The organism is Corynebacterium aurimucosum ATCC 700975, from assembly GCF_000022905.1.
In the GTDB taxonomy this organism is placed as follows: domain Bacteria; phylum Actinomycetota; class Actinomycetes; order Mycobacteriales; family Mycobacteriaceae; genus Corynebacterium; species Corynebacterium aurimucosum_F.
This window is the reverse complement of the sequence record NC_012590.1, coordinates 215,571-232,386: the sequence shown is the minus strand read 5'-3', so window position 1 is coordinate 232,386 and position 16,816 is coordinate 215,571. Positions and strand designations below refer to the sequence as shown.

16 protein-coding genes, 1 tRNA gene and 1 pseudogene are annotated in these 16,816 nt (G+C 59.7%); 5 read left to right on the top strand and 13 right to left on the bottom strand.

Features of this window, described 5'->3' with window-relative positions:
- Positions 1–97: 97 nt before the first annotated feature.
- The 5 genes from CAURI_RS01230 to nth form a co-directional block, all read right to left on the bottom strand.
- The gene (locus tag CAURI_RS01230) at positions 98–1,255 is read right to left on the bottom strand and encodes an HNH endonuclease signature motif containing protein (RefSeq protein ID WP_012714776.1); all 1,158 of its coding nucleotides are present in this window, start codon (positions 1,253–1,255) and stop codon (positions 98–100) included.
- A 140-nt stretch (positions 1,256–1,395) separates the two neighbouring features.
- Entirely contained in the window at positions 1,396–2,583 is a 1,188-nt protein-coding gene (locus CAURI_RS01225; protein ID WP_010189958.1) for a MarP family serine protease, read from the bottom strand.
- A 37-nt stretch (positions 2,584–2,620) separates the two neighbouring features.
- Positions 2,621–3,298 carry an NUDIX hydrolase gene (locus CAURI_RS01220; RefSeq protein ID WP_010189959.1) on the bottom strand — a complete coding sequence of 226 codons (678 nt, stop codon included), beginning with the start codon at positions 3,296–3,298 and terminating at the stop codon, positions 2,621–2,623.
- Positions 3,295–3,864: a TlpA family protein disulfide reductase gene (locus tag CAURI_RS01215; protein WP_012714775.1), complete on the bottom strand. Its 570-nt coding sequence runs from the start codon at positions 3,862–3,864 to the stop codon at positions 3,295–3,297. Before CAURI_RS01215 ends, CAURI_RS01220 begins: the two co-directional genes overlap by 4 nt.
- Before the next feature lie 9 nt (positions 3,865–3,873).
- On the bottom strand, positions 3,874–4,533 hold the full coding sequence (nth, locus tag CAURI_RS01210; RefSeq protein ID WP_010189961.1) for an endonuclease III: 660 nt from the start codon (positions 4,531–4,533) through the stop codon (positions 3,874–3,876).
- A gap of 293 nt (positions 4,534–4,826) precedes the next feature.
- Between nth and glxR the strand changes: the two genes are divergently transcribed.
- Positions 4,827–5,510, top strand: coding sequence for a CRP-like cAMP-activated global transcriptional regulator GlxR (gene glxR, locus CAURI_RS01205; RefSeq protein ID WP_010189962.1), 684 nt, complete (start codon positions 4,827–4,829; stop codon positions 5,508–5,510).
- A 99-nt stretch (positions 5,511–5,609) separates the two neighbouring features.
- Here glxR and CAURI_RS01200 read toward each other — a convergent pair whose 3' ends face one another.
- Genes CAURI_RS01200 through CAURI_RS01190 form a run of 4 tightly spaced genes read right to left on the bottom strand, consistent with a single transcriptional unit; the run spans position 5,610 to position 7,373 of the window.
- The gene (locus CAURI_RS01200) at positions 5,610–6,422 is read right to left on the bottom strand and encodes an MBL fold metallo-hydrolase (RefSeq protein ID WP_010189963.1); all 813 of its coding nucleotides are present in this window, start codon (positions 6,420–6,422) and stop codon (positions 5,610–5,612) included.
- Between the two features lie 18 nt (positions 6,423–6,440).
- Positions 6,441–6,899 carry a RidA family protein gene (locus tag CAURI_RS01195; RefSeq protein ID WP_010189964.1) on the bottom strand — a complete coding sequence of 153 codons (459 nt, stop codon included), beginning with the start codon at positions 6,897–6,899 and terminating at the stop codon, positions 6,441–6,443.
- Positions 6,899–7,060, bottom strand: a complete 162-nt coding sequence (locus CAURI_RS13740) for a Sp36 family protein (RefSeq protein ID WP_010189965.1) — start codon at positions 7,058–7,060, stop codon at positions 6,899–6,901. Before CAURI_RS13740 ends, CAURI_RS01195 begins: the two co-directional genes overlap by 1 nt.
- Positions 7,061–7,073: 13 nt before the next feature.
- A complete protein-coding gene (locus tag CAURI_RS01190; RefSeq protein ID WP_010189966.1) occupies positions 7,074–7,373 on the bottom strand; it encodes a WhiB family transcriptional regulator in 300 nt (99 codons plus the stop codon).
- A 214-nt stretch (positions 7,374–7,587) separates the two neighbouring features.
- On the opposite strand from CAURI_RS01190, the gene CAURI_RS01185 reads away from it, so the two are divergent.
- A complete protein-coding gene (locus CAURI_RS01185; RefSeq protein WP_236660851.1) occupies positions 7,588–10,032 on the top strand; it encodes a transglycosylase domain-containing protein in 2,445 nt (814 codons plus the stop codon).
- Positions 10,033–10,152: 120 nt separating this feature from the next.
- Here CAURI_RS01185 and CAURI_RS01180 read toward each other — a convergent pair whose 3' ends face one another.
- Entirely contained in the window at positions 10,153–10,617 is a 465-nt protein-coding gene (locus CAURI_RS01180) for a GatB/YqeY domain-containing protein (RefSeq protein WP_010189970.1), read from the bottom strand.
- Positions 10,618–10,659: 42 nt separating this feature from the next.
- On the opposite strand from CAURI_RS01180, the gene CAURI_RS01175 reads away from it, so the two are divergent.
- On the top strand, positions 10,660–11,565 hold the full coding sequence (locus tag CAURI_RS01175; protein WP_010189972.1) for a metallophosphoesterase: 906 nt from the start codon (positions 10,660–10,662) through the stop codon (positions 11,563–11,565).
- A gap of 81 nt (positions 11,566–11,646) precedes the next feature.
- Positions 11,647–11,723, top strand: a tRNA-Pro gene (locus tag CAURI_RS01170).
- A 189-nt stretch (positions 11,724–11,912) separates the two neighbouring features.
- Here the strand turns inward: CAURI_RS01170 and CAURI_RS13365 are convergent.
- Together CAURI_RS13365 and CAURI_RS13735 are read right to left on the bottom strand one after the other, a co-directional pair.
- Positions 11,913–13,112: an IS1249 family transposase gene (locus tag CAURI_RS13365; protein WP_012714772.1), complete on the bottom strand. Its 1,200-nt coding sequence runs from the start codon at positions 13,110–13,112 to the stop codon at positions 11,913–11,915.
- A gap of 175 nt (positions 13,113–13,287) precedes the next feature.
- A pseudogene (locus CAURI_RS13735) lies at positions 13,288–13,450 on the bottom strand (IS256-like element ISCau1 family transposase); the annotation flags it as partial.
- A gap of 789 nt (positions 13,451–14,239) precedes the next feature.
- Between CAURI_RS13735 and CAURI_RS13285 the strand changes: the two are divergent.
- Positions 14,240–15,130: a DUF3800 domain-containing protein gene (locus CAURI_RS13285; RefSeq protein ID WP_029158976.1), complete on the top strand. Its 891-nt coding sequence runs from the start codon at positions 14,240–14,242 to the stop codon at positions 15,128–15,130.
- Positions 15,131–15,254: 124 nt separating this feature from the next.
- Here the strand turns inward: CAURI_RS13285 and CAURI_RS01150 are convergent, their stop codons facing one another.
- Positions 15,255–16,757, bottom strand: a complete 1,503-nt coding sequence (locus CAURI_RS01150) for a hypothetical protein (protein ID WP_010189973.1) — start codon at positions 16,755–16,757, stop codon at positions 15,255–15,257.
- Positions 16,758–16,816: the final 59 nt, after the last annotated feature.

The window sequence follows — 16,816 nt, the reverse complement described above, 5'->3', positions numbered from 1 at the left end:
ACGTTGCTGTGGTTGACGGGTTCCTCCATCAGGGCCGATGTTGGAGCAGGTGGTGAGCCCTGTCCTTTCTGTCGTTGCTGTGTGGTGGCTGTGGGTGTTAGCTGCTGTCGGGTGGTGGGTCTGGTGGTTGTTGTGGCACTGTGCCCGGTGTTGTTACAGATCCTTGGGCTGTGGCCTGTGTCTTTGTGGCTGTTTCCCGTTCGGCGTTGAGTCTGGCTAGTGCTTCTTGGTATTCCGGCATTGCTGTGATTGGGGTACCCCAGGGTGGGATGAAGCTAACGCCGGTGTTAAGGCGGTACATGTAGCCGCGTCCGGTAGGTCTTAAAGGGTCATCGTCGTTAATACCGTTGTGGTAGGCACACAGGAAGGTCAGGTTGTTGATGTTGGTGTAGCCACCTGCTTGCCACGGCACCAAATGATGGACTTGGCAGTAATCAGCTGGTTTATTGCACCCTGGGCGTGAGCAGGTGTGGAATTCGGCGTGGAGGGTGAGGCGTTGGTTGAGGTTTGCTCCGCGTTCTAGTCGCCAGGTGTTGATGGGCCCGTCAAGAGGGTGGACGAGGGTGGCGTAGCCGATTTCGGCAAACTTGTGGGTTAAGAATTCTGCCCCGGTCATGCGCCCACCATTAGTCAAGTTGAGCTCGATTTCATCACCCTCGCCGTTGATGATCTGGTCTAACTCGTTGAGGGTGACGATGACTTGGGTGCGCACCGCAGGCTTCGTACCGGAGGCTTTGTTGAAGAAGATGTCGTTGGCGGCTTGGAGTAGGTCGGTGTTGTTGGTGGATTCGAGTACGCCGCGCATGTTGGCAATCGTGGTGGCGTCGTCGGTTATGGAAAGCGTGTTGGGGCCTTGCGTGCGGTAGGTGATGCGCACACCTGGTTTGGCTGTGCGCTTGGAGCGCAGTTCTTTCAGGCGCGTGGCGGCTACGGTGGGGATGCGGTGTGCGGGGGTGGCGGCGAGTTTGACTCGGAGGTTCCACGCATCCAGGGTCTTTTTCACCTTGGATGTGTAGGTTTCGATGAGTGTGAGGGTGCCCAGGCTGTGGCGTTGTTGAAGTGCTGCGTGGCGGGCTTTGCGTTGTTTACCCGTATAACGGGTGGGGCCGAAGTACACCTGGTGCAGGCCGGCAAGCTCGGCAGCATCGGTGGTATCCGCTCCGAGCGCGCGGAGCTCATCGGGTGTGCCAGGTATATGTTCCACCAGCGCAATCCCCGAGTTGCGTAGGTGGATGTAGGTTTCGATATCCCCCATGGGCACAGAGACTAAAACAGCACCGTGTACCCCGCAACCGGAGGAGGAAAATACCTGCTTAGATGGGGCGTGTCATGGCGGAGGGGGAAGGTTGGGCACAGGTCGGGTTAATGCCGACCAAGGGAAAGCGCTCGCGAAAACTAGCCGACGCAGGAGCCGGTTGGGATGGCGTCGACAAGCTGCGTGACGTCGCCCACGTGGCCGCGCACCTCGTCCGCGGTGAGTGCATAGCCCGTATCGGAATCCTCCACCGAGGCACCAAACACCACGCCGAGTACCTGGCCCTCCGGGTTGATCATCGGGCCGCCGGAATTGCCCTGCCGGATGCTGCCGCGCACCGTGTAGGCATCGCGCTCCACGCGGCCCGTGGAGTAAATATCCGGCCCGGCGATGGTGAGGCGGTCGCGCACGCGCGCCGGCTCCGCCGTGAACGGGCCCGACTGCGGGAAGCCTAAGACGATGGCATCGTCCCCCGTCGCAGCCGCTTGCTCCGCCCACGACAACGGCTCCAGGTCCAAGCCCGGGCTATGTAGCACAGCAATGTCCACGTCCGAGTTGTAGTAGACCACATCCGCCTCCTTGAGCCCGAGCACGGTATCAAGACGCACCTTATCCGTACCCGCCACAACATGGGCGTTCGTGATGACGTAGTCCGGCTCCGTAACAAAGCCCGAACCCATCAGGCGGCGCGAGCATGCCTCCGCATCACCCAGCACGTGGATAACGGATGGCCGCACGCGTTCTGCGAGTTTGGGATCCCCAATGTTTACCGCCGGCGCATCCACCTCGACATCGGCGCCAGATCGCTGCCAGGGCGATACCAACGGCGGCAACCCGGACTCGTTGAGGAGCGCAGCCAAGCCATTCGGCAGCGCCGCCAGGCGCGAGGGCGCCACCGCATTCAGCGAGCTCAGCACACGCGATTCACGCAGCGCCTGCCCCGGCTGGCCGCCCAGGTTGGAGGCCAAGGGCAAGGACACCAGCCAAATCACCACGATGGCCGCCGCGGCTTGGAAGACCGCGCCAATCGACGAATCCACGCGCTGCCCCGAGCGGGTTCGCATGCGGTCTCGCAGCGCCATACCAAGCGACGTCCCCACCAGCTGCCCCAGCCCCACCAGCAAAATCAGCACGCCGACAGCCAGCAAAAAGCGCACGGCCGCCTGGTCCGTCAGCCCCATCACCAGCGGGGCAACCACGGTTCCTAAGACCAACCCCGCAATGATTCCCACCGCTGCGAGGACCGCCGCTAAAGCGCCCTGCCGCCAGCCCACGCGCACGGCGAGGAGCACGGCAATAACGATCAGAACGTCAACGACTAAGGACACAGGGGGAATACTTTCTAAAGGGCTAAAAGGAGCAGAACTAGCCTATCTTCTCATTATTCAAAGAGCGATCGAGTGAGTCACGCAGATCATGAACCAGATTCTTATCCCAGTCCACGCTCCACCCCGCGTGGTCCATGAGCCCGGACAGCACTCCCGCTGTAAATCCCCACACCAGGTAGCCGCGTGTCCGAAACGCCGGCCCCTTCCAACGGCTAAAGCCCACCATCAGGCGGTTGGCAGGATCCGCCAGCTCCCGCAGTGGGACGGTAAAGACGTCGTCTGTTTCCGCCGGACTCGCCGGCCACACGGTGCCCGGTTTATGCCAATACGCCAGGACTGGGCTCACGGTGTTGCCGGTCGCCGGGATATCCAGCTTGCCCCACTGTTCAAGAGGAGTAACGGTGGAGCGGTCGAGGCCGGTTTCTTCTTCGGCTTCGCGCAGGGCGGCGTCGACAAGCGAGGCGTCCTCCTCATCCTTGCGCCCACCAGGAAATGCAATCTGGCCGGAGTGCGAGCGCATCGAGGGCGAGCGGTGCGTGAGCAGCACCTCGCCATCCTCAAACCTCATGCCTTTCAGCAGCACCAACACTGCCGATTCGCGACGGCGCCGAGCGGCCGGGAGGTGACGGATGAGGCGCTCTTGTACCTTGCTGGTATCGACCCCGAGCGCGGGGCGCAGCCACTCAGGGGCGTGCGCGGGAAACAGGCGGCTCACTGGAGAACCTCCTCGACGGCCTCCTCCAATTCTTCTGCGGAGGTAAAAGGTTTAATAAACTTCTCCTCCACTATGCCGTCGCGCACCACGAGGGTGATTGGGATGACGCCCGGCAGCCCGAGCTCGCCAGCGAAGGCTCCATCATCGTCCTGGTAGCTGGGGATATTGACCTGCAGATCGTTCAAAAGCGCCGCCCCGTTAGCTGCGTTGGCATCCGCATGCACGCCGACGACATTCCACGTGGAGTGCGAGCGCGCAAGGTCTTCGAAGAAGGGCAGCTCCGTGCGGCACGGTTCACACCACCATGCCCACACCGTGACGATCTGAACGTTCTTGGCCGCCGCGGTACCGGCCGCGCCCAGGCAGGGAAGGTCCACGCCAGCGATGGGACCTTCGGGGCACTTGGGACGCTTAGCTACCTCTTGCTCCTGCGCCTCGGGGACGGGGACCTCCGGCTCATCATCTTCAAGGAGATTCACCACGCCGACGAATGCGAGTGCTGCCAGCGCGACAATGGCAACGATGCTCGCCTTCACGTATCCAGGCCACCGAGAATATTGGCTCATTGCTCCACCTTAACCCCGCGACGGGCACCATGGCGCAAGGACGCAGGCCGCGCACTTCGGCTTCCGGGCGGTGCACACGCGCCGCCCGTGGAGGATGAGGCGGTGCGAAAACACTGTCTGTTCTTCTTCGGGCACGCGCTTGGCGACGTCCCTCTCAATCGCCCGCGGCGTCTTCGCCCCAGTCAGACCGAGCCGCTGGCTTAAGCGCGTGACGTGGGTGTCCACCGTGATTCCCGGTAGCCCGAAGGCATTTCCGCGCACCACCAGTGCGGTTTTGCGGCCGACGCCCGGCAGGGAGGTCAGCTCGTCGATCCCTTGGGGCACCTGCCCGTCGAAATCTGCGACGAGCTTTTCCCCGATGCCTAACAAGTGGCCAGCCTTTGCGCGCTGGAATCCGAGGGGGCGGAGGATGCGCTCGAGATCGGCGCGGTCCGCAGCTGCATAATCCGGTGCGGAAGGGTAGGCAGCAAAAAGCTCCGGGGTGACCTGGTTGACACGGGCATCCGTGCACTGTGCGGAGAGAACTGTCGCTACGAGCAGCTCCAGCGGAGAGGTGAAATCCAGCTCGCAGTCGGCGTCGGGATATTCCTCCGCGAGGGCGGTACGGATATGGACAATACGCGCTGCCTCGGTAGCGTCGTCATGCGGTGCGGAAAGGTCAGGGGACATAGAAGTAACTCTAGTGACGGTGGTTAGAATGGGAAGCATGATTTCACTCGTCCTCTTCGTGCCGCTGTGCCTCGCGCTCTTTGCCATTCTCATGGAGAAGCTAGAAGCGACGGCCTTCGAGGATTAACCAAGGCGTGTGATTATTTTTCACGTTGGTGGAAATAGTGACTAATTACACTGTATGATAGTTGTGCAGTGCCTCGTGGCGCACTGGAGTCTAGGTGCGTCAACATAAACCAAACCAGCTTGTGTCCCCAGTGTTTTCCGGGCTGCGCAGGCTTTAAGGAGTAACAGTGGAAGGCGTACAGGATATCCTCTCCCGCGCTGGCATTTTCCAGGGCGTCGATCCGGTAGCAGTACAGAACCTTATTGAGCAGATGGAAACCGTCCGTTTCCCGCGCGGCACCACCATTTTTGAGGAAGGTGAGCCGGGAGACCGCCTCTACATCATTACCTCGGGCAAGATTAAGCTCGCCCGCCACGCCCCAGACGGCCGCGAGAACCTGCTGACCGTGATGGGCCCGTCCGACATGTTCGGTGAGCTCTCCATCTTCGATCCGGGCCCGCGTACCTCGTCCGCAGTGTGCGTCACCGAGGTTACCGCCGCCACGATGAACTCCGAGATGCTCAAGCAGTGGGTAGCCGATCACCCGGCGATTGCCCAGCAGCTGCTGCGCGTGTTGGCCCGCCGCCTGCGCCGCACCAACGCCAACCTGGCGGATCTCATCTTCACCGACGTTCCGGGCCGCGTGGCCAAGACCCTGCTGCAGCTGGCTAACCGCTTCGGCGTGCAGGAGGGTGGTGCGCTCCGCGTGAACCACGACCTCACCCAAGAAGAGATCGCCCAGCTCGTCGGCGCTTCCCGCGAGACCGTAAACAAGGCGCTGGCCACCTTCGCCCACCGCGGCTGGATCCGCTTGGAGGGCAAGTCGGTGCTCATCGTTGACACCGAGCACTTGGCCCGCCGCGCGCGCTAGCCCTTAAAGGCCGAGGCCGCTTATGCTGCCTCCAGCCTTGGGCTTGTCCTAATGCAAAATCCCCCGAGAAATTCTCGGGGGATTTTGCTATCTAGTGCCTTAATTCTGGGCTGCGAGGTACTTCAGCGCGGTACGCGTCGACTGCTCAGCTGCGTGACGCAGAACCGGGTCAACGTCGTCATACATCTCATCGACGAGAGTCTTGACGTCGACATCCTCACCAAGGCGCCCGCGGACCTCCTTGATCTGATCCAGGCGGTGGTGGCGGCGGTCGATGTATTTACGGGCAACCGCGGAGGTGTCCTCCAAGTCCGGGCCGTGCCCCGGGAAAAGCGCTACATCCTTGCCACGCTCTTCAAGAAGATCCAACGTCTTCAGATAAGCACCCAAATCACCATCGGTCTCAGACAGCAGCACGGTGTGGCGGCCGGCGATGGTATCGCCGGTCAGAATGCCCTCCAGCGTGGAGTTCTTCGCTTCCGCCGACCACACAAAGAAGCAGGTCGAATCTGCGGTGTGGCCCGGGGTATGGACCACCTCAAGCTGCGGGGTGATGCCGTCGACGGTGATCACTTCTCCGTCGACAAGCGCGTCCCCTCCGTTGCAGTAATTCGGATCGAAAGAGCGGATGGGGGCGCCGGTGAGCTGGCGCAGACGCTGGGCGCCCGATGCGTGATCATCATGGCGGTGGGTAAGAAGAATCAACGCCACCTCGCCCGCTTTCGCGGTCACGACATTGAGGTGACCTTCATCCTCCGGGCCCGGATCGACCACAATGGCGCGGGAATCTTCTCCGGCGCGGATGATCCACGTATTGGTGCCCTCCAAGGCGGTGTAGCTGGGGTTATCACACAGCACGACACCGACGGACTGGCTCACGGGACGCAGTTGGCTATATGCAGGATGCTCCATGGTTCTAACCCTATCCGATTACTCAGCGATTTCTACGATGATTTCAATCTCAACGGGGGAATCCTTCGGCAAGACCGCTACCCCCACCGCAGAACGCGCGTGGATTCCAGCGTCCCCGAAGACCTCACCGAGGAAATCCGAGGCACCGTTGATAACTGCGGCCTGATCCGTGAAAGAGGGATCCGAAGCTACGAAACCGACTACCTTTATCACGCGGGTAATGCGGTCAAGCCCGACGAGGCCATCGATTGCAGCCAATGCGTTCAGCGCCGCCGTGCGCGCCAATTCCTGTGCCTTGTCGAGGCTTACCTCTGCGCCGACCTTGCCGGCGGCAGGCAATTCCCCGCCCACAACGGGCAGCTGGCCAGATGTCCAGACCTGGTTACCCACCTGGGTAGCCGGGATATAGGACGCGAGAGGAACAGCGACGGAAGGCAGCTCGACGCCGAGCTCTTCAAGGCGGGCAAGCGCACCCATTAGGATTCCTCCAGAGGGCGCTTGAAATAGGCGACAACATTCTCCGGGTTCATGCCCGGGGTGATGGTGACGAGCTCCCAGCCGTCCTCACCCCAGGAATCGAGGATTTGTTTCGTCGCGTGCGTAAGAACCGGCGCGGTGGCATATTCCCATTTAGTCATGGATTCAATGCTACTAAATACCGATGAGTTCGCCACCCTCAGCAAGGTAGTGAGCCCAGCTAGTGATGTGCGGGTTCTTGCGCAGAAGGGCGCGGCGCTGACGCTCCGTGAGGCCGCCCCACACGCCAAACTCCACGCGGTTATCCAGAGCATCTGCACGGCACTCGTTGAGTACTGGGCAGTGGCGGCAAATCACCGCAGCTTTTCGCTGCTCAGCACCTCGCACAAAAAGTGCATCGGGGTCGCCGTTGCGGCACTTAGCTTGGGTAACCCACTCACCACGCTCAGTAGTTAACGAGGCATTCTTTAGCATTGTGGACCGTCCTGCACCTTTGACACTGACTGTCACGGCTAGGTAACTCCTTCCAAGCTCACCCCCGCCGAAGCCGAAGATCGTGAATAACCCTCTACTCGACGGAATATTATGTACCATTGGTAAGTCTATTCACAGACCGGTATCCCTGTCTAACAGGTCACACTTTAGGGGGGTCTCCCGGATCTGCACCTGAACCACTAGTGTGTGGAGGGTGACTGTGATCAAATCCCTGGGAAAGCTCGTCCTGTCCACAGCACTGGTCGGCATCCTCATCGCGCTGGCCATCGCCCCCGTCGCCGGCGTTAGTGGCGTTGCCGTGGCCAGGACGAACGACACGATGCAATCGGACATCCAGGATCTCACCAACGGCGAGGCCCCTGGTGTGAGCACCATCTTGGATGCCAAGGGCAACACCCTTGCCTATATCTACGAGCAACGCCGCCATCCGGTGCAGCCGGATGAAATCTCGGACGCCATGAAGCAAGCGGTCGTGGCCATCGAGGACCGCCGTTTCTATGAGCACGAGGGCGTCGATCTGCAGGGCAATCTGCGCGCTTTGTGGACCAACTTGGCCGCGGGCGGTGTCTCCCAGGGTGCGTCGACGCTGGACCAGCAGTATGTAAAGAACTATCTCCTCTTGGTCAATGCAACGACCGACGAGGAACGTCAGGCCGCGACGGAACAGTCCGTGGCTCGCAAGCTGCGCGAGATGCGCATGGCCACGGATATCGACGCCAAGCTCTCCAAGGATGAGATTCTGGCCAACTACCTCAATCTCGTGCCCTTTGGTAACCACGCCTATGGCGTTGAGGCTGCGGCCCGCACCTACTTCGGAACGAGTGCCGAGAACCTCACGGTGCCGCAGGCAGCGATGCTCGCCGGCATGGTGCAGTCCTCGGAGTATCTCAACCCTTATACCAACGAGGAAGGCGTCATCGAACGCCGCAACATGGTGCTCCAGGCCATGGCCGACACCGGTTCCCTCTCCCAGGAGGACGCCGATTCCTTCGCCCAGGAACCCCTGGGTGTCTTGGATAGCCCCGCCACACTGGCCAACGGCTGTATCGGCGCGGGCGATCGCGGTTTCTTCTGCGACTACGTGCTGGAGTACCTCAACGAGAAGGGCATCGACCGCGAGCACCTGACACGCGGCGGCCTGACCGTCAAGACCACGCTTGACCCTGAGGTCCAGGACCAAGCGCTCAACGCGGTGCGCAGCCATACCGCCCCGGATGCGGAAGGCGTGGCGGAGGTCATGAACGTCGTCCAGCCGGGCACGAGCACCCGCAAGGTGCTGGCCATGGTCTCATCGCGCACCTACGGGCTCGACCTCGATAACAACGAAACCCTCCTCCCCCAGCCGAACTCGCTGGTGGGCAACGGCGCCGGTTCGGTGTTCAAGCTCTTTACCGCCGCAGCGGCTTTGGAGGCAGGCTACGGCATCAAGGACAAGCTAGCTGTGCCGAAGCGCTACGAGGCGGAAGGGCTAGGATACGGCGGCGCTGCTAACTGCCCGCCCAACAAGTACTGCGTGGAAAACTCCGGCAACTACGCCCCCACGATGACCATGCAGGACACGCTGGCTTACTCCCCCAATACCCCTTTCATCCAGCTCACCGAGCAACTGGGCGTCGAGCGTCAAGTCGACATCGCCGTTAAGCTCGGGCTGCGTTCTTATGAAGAACCCGGCAGCTACGACGGCGAAACTTCCATCGCCGACCACATCAAGGAATCCAACCTGGGCTCCTTCACGCTCGGCCCCACGGCAGTGAACGCGCTGGAGCTGTCCAACGTGGGCGCGACGGTGGCCTCGCAAGGCATGTGGTGCGAACCGAACCCCATCGAGGAGGTCACGGACTCCCACGGCAACGAGGTCTACCTCAAGCACACGCCGTGCGAGCGCGCAGTGGGCAAGGAAGTGGCCAAGGCGCTGGAAAACAACATGACGGCCGATACCGAAAAGGGCACCGCCGCCGACTCGGCACGCGCTGCTGGTTTCAGCGGCCAGGCCGCCGCCAAGACCGGAACCACGGAGTCCAACCAGTCCTCGGCTTTCTTGGGATTCAACTCGGCCATCGCTGCCGCACCGTATATCTACAATGACGGGACCACCACGAGCCCGCTGTGCACTGGCCCAGTGCGGCAGTGCGCCAGTGGCAACCTCTTCGGCGGCAAGGAGCCGGCGGCAACCTTCTACACCATGGCTGCGCGCGTTCCCGCGGCCCAGAAGGGCACGGTGCCGGACTATGACCGCGCCTACGACTCCGGTACGGTATCGCCGCTTATCGACGGCCTGAAGGGCAAGCCCGAAAGCCAAGCCCGGTCCGCTCTGGAGAAGGCCGGCTTCGTAGTGAAAACCACCGAGGTTCCCGCCCCCGGTGTGGGCTACGGCAAGGTGGTTCGCGTCATCACCGGCGCATCCGGCGCAAAGAAGGGTTCGGAGGTCACGCTCCAGCTTTCCGACGGCTCCGCAAGCGACTCCTCTTCCGCGAACTCGGACCAAGCAGCTTGGGACTCCACCTACGGCGCACCCCCTGCCCCAAGCGGTGACGGCGCCGGCACTGGTGGCGGCCAGCCCTCGCAGTCTGAGCCGTTATTCAGCCAAGAAGACGTCGACCGCTTCACGAATGACGTGCGGAGCTTCTTCGGGCTCTAGCGCCGAGCGCTAGAGCGTGGAAAATCGAGCTAAAGCGTGAGTATCGAGCTAAAACGTAGAACGGACTAGAGCGTGCGGAGGAGTTAAAGCGTAGGGTGCTTGCGCTCCTGCGCTAGCACGTTAGTTGAGGGCGGCCTTCACTGCGGTAGACAGGCGCTTGCCGTCGGCGCGGCCAGCGGCCTTAGCGGTGGCCACCTTCATGACGTTGCCCATCTGCTTGATGGTCACCGGCTCGCCGGAATCCTTCTCAACCTCGGCGATAGATTCAGCGACGAGGGTGTTCAGGGAGTCGTCGTCAAGCTGCTCTGGTTGGTAAGCCTCGAAGAAGGGGACGTCAGCAAGCTCTTCCTCCGCCAGCTCCGGGCGGCCATTTTCTGCATAGACCTCTGCGGATTCGCGGCGCTTTTTAATCTCGCGGGCGATGACCTTGAGGATGTCCTCATCGGTAATCTCATGGCGAGAACCAGTCGTTTCCTCCGCCTGGATGGCAGACAGCAGAGAACGGATGGCGCTCGTACGGGCCTTGTCCTTAGCCTTCATCGAGGTCTTGAGGTCAGCACGGATAGTTTCTTTCAACTCACTCATGCCCTTCAATCTACGCCTGCCGGCCCAGGTAGTGTGGTGAGGGTGAAGATTTACCCTGTCCTTGGCGGACTCGCCGCCGCTGGTCTGGGCACTGCCGCATGGGCGCATTCAGAGCTCACCAAGTTCGAGCTCAAGGAGTACACCCTGCCGCTACTGGAGCCCGGTACGCTGCGCGAGGAGTCCGAGTTTCGTATCCTGCACGTGTCCGACCTCCACATGATTCCGGGCCAACGCGCCAAAATCGAGTGGGTCTCGGGGCTTGATGCCCTTGACCCGCACTTGGTGATCAACACCGGTGACAATCTCTCCGACGAGCGCGCCGTCCCCGAGGTACTCCGCGCCCTGGGCCCGTTGCTGAGCCGTCCGGGCATGTTCTGTTTTGGTACCAACGACTACTGGGCGCCGCGCATCCCGAATCCCTTCAACTACCTGATTGGGAAGAAGAACGAACCTTCCTACGTGAACCTGCCGTGGAAGGGCATGCGCGCGGCCTTCCTCGAGCACGGCTGGCACGACGCTAACCAGGCCCGCGTGGAGTTCAAGGTGGGCGATGTCCGTCTCGCTGCCGCCGGCGTGGATGACCCGCACCACGACTTGGATGACTACTCCGAGATTGCCGGCGCTCCGAACGAGGATGCCGACCTCTCCTTGGCGCTACTGCATTCCCCGGAACCCCGCGTCCTGGAGAAATTCGCCGCCGACGGCTACCAACTGTCCCTGTCCGGGCACACGCACGGCGGCCAGCTCTGCCTGCCATTCAAGGTGGCGGGTTCGCGCTCCATCGTGACCAATTGCGGCATCGACCGCGTTCGCGCGGAGGGCCTCCACCGATTCGGAGAGATGTACATGCACGTCTCCAACGGGCTGGGCACCTCGAAGTTCGTTCCCTTCCGCGTGTTCTGCCGCCCGTCGGCCACTCTCCTGCGTATCACCGAGAAGGACGCCTAGAGATACCCCCTCCACGCTGCCGTTTTGTCCTTTCAGACTGGGGTGCGTTACAGTAATCCGGTACCGCTTAGAGCGAGACACCGGGATATGGCGCAGCTTGGTAGCGCGCTTCGTTCGGGACGAAGAGGTCGCAGGTTCAAATCCTGTTATCCCGACCACAAACCCGCAGGAAACTGCGGGTTCTTTTGTGTTTTCACCTCTAAAAGAGGGTTAAGGGGGCTTAAGGGACATTTCGTGTGGATTTGCGGCGTGTCGCACTAAGGGACATTTCGTGGCCTAAACGACAAAACGTGTTGTTTTCCGGCGTGTCGAGTTAAACGACAGATTGTGTTGGTGGGGGTTGGGGTTTAGTGTATGTGACCTTTGCGTATTCCCATAGAGTGGTTGTAGGCAGTGTCGATGGCGCTGTCGTAGGTTGCTGGTCGGCCGTCTTCGTGGCCGCTGGTGGCTTGTGTTTCCTGGTTGGCTAGGGTTTGTGCTTTGGCGAGTGCGTCCTGGCCCCAGTTTTGCTGCCTGGCGATTTCTACGGGGTCGCCAGGCAGCTGCGTGTGTAGGTACAGCCACCAGTCACAGGCGATGCGTTGTTGCTCGTCGCGTAGTCCTCGGTGGGCGTGCATCAGTTTCTTGATTTGTGAGTTCACTCCGCCTTCCAGGCTGTTGGTTGTGCGCTCTAAGCGTTGGCCTTCTTTAGCTTGGGTGAGGTAGGCAAAGAGGTGTCCGTGTTGACTCATTTTCTTCAGCTGTAGGTAGATTCCGCGGTGAACATCGTGGGTGTACCACCATTTTTTGTTGCCGCGTTTGGATTTAGGAATCTGCTCGAAAGGGACGTCTTTGACGTAAGTTTTGGCTTTGAGCTGGGCGCTAAATACAGTGCCGAATTGGTGTAGCTTGGCAGTCCATTCGGCTGCTTCATCCAGGTTGTCAACGGCTAGCAGTTCGAAGGAAAGCCGTCGCAGTGCTTTGCCCATCGGCGAGGTGGGGTGCAGGCCTGTGGCGCGTTGAATGTTGCGTTTGACGTGGACAATGCAGCGTTGAACTGGAGTATCAGGCCACAAGTGGCGTAGTGCTTTAAGTCCTCCGGAATCCCCATCACAGGTCACCAGTTGTGGTGGGGCTATCTCGTCTAGCAGGCGCATGTAAGACCAAGAGGATTCCTTAGTGCACCAGAACCAGTTGATGACATGGCAGGAGTCAGCAGCTACGACAAGGCACTTGGTGTTGAAGTAGGTGCCGTCGATGAAGATTTGGTCGTAGATTCGCTGCTTATCAACGCTTCGGGGAGGTTGGATAAGCCAAAACGTTTTGAACCGGCGTTGCAGAGTTCGTGATGAAACTCCGCAGGTCTTAGCTGTCTCTGCCAGGCTGTGGCCTGACATGAGCCAAGAGATGAAAAGGCGAAACCATTTTGCTTGAACTGCGTCGTCATTGGCGCGGGTGAAAGTGGCCTTGCAAGTGCGGCATCGCCATCGTTGGCGACCGGTATTTGTCGTTCCGTATTTGATGCATACCCCGCTACAGACAGGGCATCGAGGATGATTCTTACTCATCCTCTCATCGTGAACCTAGGCAGCTAGCACACTGGCACTTCCCCGGCGGTATTTCCGGCCCGAGGCTGGGTTATCCCTCCGGATAAGTGAAATCATCCTAATACCAGCACGCCAGACCAGCTAACCACCCAACCTCACCAACACATCCTGTCGTTTAGGCCCATTTCGTGTGGATTTAGGAGCGTCCGGCCCAGCCTTTTCTTATGCCTAAGCTGGGGTTCCATTCGTTGTCGATGTGCGTGTCGTATGTGGCAGGTCGCCCGTCTGGGCGGCCGCGTCGTGTGAGCTCTTCTTTCGTCCAGGCCGCGTATGCCGCTTTCCCCATCGCGTCCGAAGTCTTAATGCCTGGCTAGCTCCAGTGTATGTACAGGGGCTTTGCTGCGGACGCCGCCATAGGAATTGACCTAACCGCACCAGCAGCAGTCCCCCTATCACAGACCTAGGACTATCCAGTGTTGATTTCATCGATCGGGCTGTTGGAACCGATCCAAAATCAAGATCACCGCATTATCCCAGGCTGCCCCGGGAATCCGAATCGGTTTATCCACACGAAATGTCCCTTAAGCCAGGGACATTTCGTGTGGATCTAACTTGACGGGCCAGGCTTTTCCTCTGCCACCTACAACCGCTCAAACTCTCACACAAGTTCCAACAGGAAACTACTCCCGCTATCTTTAGCGACATCGAGCAGGTAAACAACCTGACATGCTGCACCCCATCGACCGTGACATACCGCGTCCGGGATTTCTTCCCTGACCGACATCGTGACCAGAGCCAATGAGATTGGCAAGTTTGGCAAGCTCTGCAAAGATGACCAGGTTTGTTCTTCGAACTGAGGACACACCGCACCAGGGCCAAGACGAACAGTGAAGCAGTTTGAGCACCGGGTCACAGTTAGGCCAGCCTAGACCTCCTCAGGGCTAATGCCGAGGGTACATCCCCTCTTCCGCGATTGAAGGTATCGCATCATTAGAAAGCCACCGATTGCCGACGCGTAAATACACATATATACTCACAGAAGTACGCCAGGCGTTGAGCCGCGAGGCAAGAATACCCCGGGCAACAACTCCGAGAGCCGATGCTTAGCATCGGCTCTCGTGCCATTTTCCGGAGTCACGGAGTTCAACTTGCTGCTCGCATACCTTGATGAAATTGGTTCCCCTGGGGCCTTTGTCCATCCTTCACATAAGAAGTTCTCTGACAGCCCCGCTTTTGGTTATGGCGGCTTTGTAATCCCCGAAGATAATGCTCGGCAATTTGGTGCCTTCTTCGCGGAACGAAAGAAACAATTTTTCCAAAATGATATTCCAGACGACGTTGATCCTGGTCGATGGGAAAGAAAAGGCGCAGATTTACTGTTCGCCAAAGCGTACGATGAACGTCCCCAAAATTTAAGACTACTTGGAAGTCTGATTTCCAAACTTAGGCAGTTGGATGGAAACCTTTTCTACTATGCCGAAGAAAAGCCAATAGGCACTCCCAAAGAGACCAACTGTGGTCCGAGTGAATTTCACCAGCGCGAAGAAACCTCAATGCGGGAAACCTTAAATAGGCTGGCAAATCATGCGCATTCGCTCGACCAATCGATGCTCGTGCTAATGGATCAAATCAATGAAAAATCCCGAATCCAGCGCTTACCTGTGATGTACGCCCATATTCTGGGGCGGGCTACCGAGCATAAGGAAATGCGACGATTGATTGAACCGCCGATGCACATTGACAGTAAACTCTCTTCTAATATCCAATTTGCTGATTGGGTATGTGCCTTAGTAAAACGAGCTGTCGAATATCAACTAGTAGAAGATTCTCGCTATTCATGGATCCCCAATGCGAGTCAGTTATCGGCTGCGCGAGGAGCTTTCACCTATGAATCGAAACTCCACCTATGCGGGCGATCCATCTCAGATCTCCACCATTCAGAGATTATCTATGCCGAGAGGCCAGTTATCGACTTCCTAAATGTGAGTCAGGAAAACCGGGAAAAACTAGAACGGGTAAGGAAAGCCACACTCAGGTAAATGCATGGTTGCCACAAATCTCCTGCAGGAAGTCAATTCCCTGTGAGAGATTTTACCAAGGGGAACCAAGCAGTAGGCAACTTCGAGTTCTTTTGCGTTTCACGGTTAAAGGCTTTAGCCAGCCCTAGAAGCTTGAAGAACCACCCGAACCAGAAAAGCCCGAGCTAAACCCGCTGTTGACGCCACCGCTGCTGGAGGAGCTATCGCGGGCGGTGGTGGCATCGCTGTCCCAGGTGCTCACAACGTAGAAGGGCACGTAGCCGTGGTAGCCGGAACCGGCGAAGAAATTGGAGTCATAGATACGCGTGCGCTCCGGCCGCTCATCGGCCTCGTTGCGCTTCTGCAGCTGCGCCTGCAGGTGCTCCGAGAGCAACGCCGTGCGGTCCAAGAGCTCCAAGTAGCGTTCCATGAACTGCGGATGATTCGGTTCCTGGGACAAAGCAACGGCGGCACCTTCCAGCTCCTTGGCGTGACGCTCCAGAGACGAGTCGATATCCGCGGCCAGGTAGCCCGCCTGGGCCAAGTCCTTACCCAACTCGTAAAGCTCGAAGCGGCGGGCATCAACATCAGCGTCTTCGATTCGGCGCAGCTTTTCAATGTTGACTTCGGCGGTTTCCACGCGCTCACACAGTTCGCGCGCGTGAGCGATGGGTTCGGCATGCGAGCGGAACTGGTCATCCGGCGCGTCAGCCGGTATCGACATAAGGGATCCCACCTGGGCATCGATGGCCAGGAAGTCATCGCGCAGGCCCTCCCAGTCCTCACGCAGACGCTCATCCACCAGTCCCGATTGCAGCGAGTGCGCCCGGATATCGATCTCCCTCAGGCGCTGCGCCACATCGGTATAGGTCTGCGACACGTAGTCCCAATCCTCGCGCGCCTGCTGCGCCTTCTTCTGCCGGCTGCGACGAGCACCGCCGGCGATGCCCGCGCCCGCGCCACCAACGCTCAGTCCCGCCGCCCCCAGGCCAATGGCCGCCCCAATGCGCCCATTTTTCGCGCTCTCATACTGGGTATCCGCAGCACGGTCCACATCGATCGCTGCCGCCGCACCCGCAAAGAGACCAGCAGGGATGTTGTCATCCCGCACGCCCGGCTTAATGGCTTCGATGGACTGCTCCAAATGGCTGTCACCCTTGCGCAGCTTCATCCGATCGGCCACGTCCTCACCCACGAAGATGAAGGCCTGTCGCGGGTCAAGGCCTACGCCGACGAAGACCTGACCATCGGCAAACTTGTCCTTGCCAATGAGCTCCGGGTGATGATCGCGCAGGTACGCCTCCACGGAGTCGTTGACGTTTTCTTTGTTCTTGGCAAAGACCATGTAGTGCAGCCCCTGGACCACGTCGGGGGCGGCGATCCGGGAGACATCGCCGAGCATGCGCTCTTCTTCCTCCGGGGAAAGCATATCGTCTGGGTCCATGATGTCGGCCTGCACCTCACGCTGCGCGGGCTGCATGAGAAAATCGGAGCGCTCTGGCTCATCGAAGACCGCCAAGCTCGTACCCACACCGATTCCCCCAAGCAGCAACCCGCCCACCAGGGCCGTACCAATAATCGCGCCAACGGAGGTTATTTTGGGGCCGCGGCTGGCAGCAAAAGGTTTGATATCGCGGGAGTCGGTCACGGTGATCCTCCAATTCCGGAGCGGTCGTTTCGGCCAACTTTACCCCCACAATTGGAAAC

Bases quoted from the DNA above. Each gene is read 5' to 3' on its own strand.
- CAURI_RS01195 (WP_010189964.1), bottom strand. From the start codon at position 6,899: ATGGGTGCGCTTGCCCGCCTTGAAGAGCTCGGCGTCGAGCTGCCTTCC.
- CAURI_RS01200 (WP_010189963.1), bottom strand. From the start codon at position 6,422: ATGGAGCATCCTGCATATAGCCAACTGCGTCCCGTGAGCCAGTCCGTC.
- CAURI_RS01215 (WP_012714775.1), bottom strand. From the start codon at position 3,864: ATGAGCCAATATTCTCGGTGGCCTGGATACGTGAAGGCGAGCATCGTT.
- CAURI_RS01190 (WP_010189966.1), bottom strand. From the start codon at position 7,373: ATGCTAAAGAATGCCTCGTTAACTACTGAGCGTGGTGAGTGGGTTACC.
- CAURI_RS01180 (WP_010189970.1), bottom strand. From the start codon at position 10,617: ATGAGTGAGTTGAAAGAAACTATCCGTGCTGACCTCAAGACCTCGATG.
- CAURI_RS01230 (WP_012714776.1), bottom strand. From the start codon at position 1,255: ATGGGGGATATCGAAACCTACATCCACCTACGCAACTCGGGGATTGCG.
- CAURI_RS13365 (WP_012714772.1), bottom strand. From the start codon at position 13,112: ATGAGTAAGAATCATCCTCGATGCCCTGTCTGTAGCGGGGTATGCATC.
- nth (WP_010189961.1), bottom strand. From the start codon at position 4,533: ATGTCCCCTGACCTTTCCGCACCGCATGACGACGCTACCGAGGCAGCG.
- CAURI_RS13740 (WP_010189965.1), bottom strand. From the start codon at position 7,060: ATGACTAAATGGGAATATGCCACCGCGCCGGTTCTTACGCACGCGACG.